Source organism: Pseudomonas libanensis (assembly GCF_001439685.1).
GTDB classification, from domain to species: Bacteria; Pseudomonadota; Gammaproteobacteria; order Pseudomonadales; family Pseudomonadaceae; genus Aquipseudomonas; species Aquipseudomonas libanensis.
On the sequence record NZ_JYLH01000041.1, the window covers coordinates 1 to 1,260 of the forward strand.

Annotated in this window: 1 protein-coding gene; it reads left to right on the forward strand. The window is 53.7% G+C overall.

Features of this window, described 5'->3' with window-relative positions:
- The first annotated feature begins 220 nt into the window (after window positions 1-220).
- Complete coding sequence (locus TU73_RS27845) at window positions 221-1,153, forward strand: IS110 family transposase (RefSeq protein WP_057014853.1); 933 nt, start codon at window positions 221-223, stop codon at window positions 1,151-1,153.
- The last annotated feature ends 107 nt before the right edge of the window (window positions 1,154-1,260 follow it).

Below are 1,260 nucleotides of genomic sequence, written 5' to 3' on the forward strand. Positions count from 1 at the left end.
GCAAGCCCCCTTGTGTCTTGAGCCAGGATTAGACTGAGGGTGAGAGCGGTGAGTAGCAAGCTGAATGCCCCGAGTGCTTAAAGCACGTGTGGGAGCCCACGCTGCTACTCACCCCTCCGCTCTGGACATGAGCCCGAACAGTTGAACGAGCCCACCTCGAACAGTTACAAGCGTGGGCCAAGCCAGAGCGCTCTCACATTAAGTGTAAGAGGATTTGGCTATGTTTTCCTATCCAGCAGGTATTGATGTTTCCAAGGACAGCCTTGAGGCCCGAGTTAATCAGGTTGACGTTGGGGTAAATTGCGCTAACGCCGAAGAAGATTTCCCTGGGTTGATTGGGTGGCTATTGCTTCACCAGGTTGGTCGTGTGGTGTTGGAGGCTACCGGCGGTTACGAGCGCAAAGTCATAAAGGCGCTTCAGGCTGCGGGCCTTGAGGTCATCTGCATCAATCCGCGCCGAGCTAAGAGTTTTTCCAGGGCGATGGGCCAACAAGCCAAAACCGACCCGATAGACGCAAAGTCTCTTGCGCACTATGCAGCTGTTCTAGACTCGCCAAGCGCCCGAGTTACAAGCCCGGAGCACGATAAGCTGCGCGCGTTGGTCCAGCAGCGGGAACATTTTGTTCAGCAAAGAGATGACGACAGACGACGCCTGAAAACAGCTTCCTGCGATGCGGTAAAGCCTGCATTGCAGAACCATATCGACTATTTGAGCATGGCAGTGGAGGCGATAGATCAACTGATTCGTCAAAGTGCGTACGAGCTAGATAGCGAAAAGGTGGCTCGACTGTGTTCAGTCAAAGGAATTGGGCTGGTTACTGCCACCAGTCTTATGGCTTACCTGCCTGAGCTGGGAGAAATTGGAGGGCGCCCTATCGCGGCATTAGCGGGCCTCGCTCCGTACAACAACGACAGCGGAAGGCATAAAGGTGCACGCCATATTAGTGGCGGAAGGTTTTCAGTCCGTCGCTCACTTTACATGGCCTGCTGGGTGGTCATCCGTGACCAGCCAGAATTCGGGGCTCGATATAAGGCGCTACGTGATAAAGGGAAATGCGCCAAAGTCGCGTTGATCGCCTGCATGCGCGTTTTGTTGGTACGCCTCAACGCAATGCTGCGTGACCGCACTGAATGGAAAGAGCGCACCGATTAGCTCGGTAGCAGCAATTTCCTTCAGCATTGCACGGCCTAAAGCTGTGGAAGCTTTGCTGCCTATGAAAATGACTTCTGAATTGAATCCAATAAGACAGTTGCTCCCAC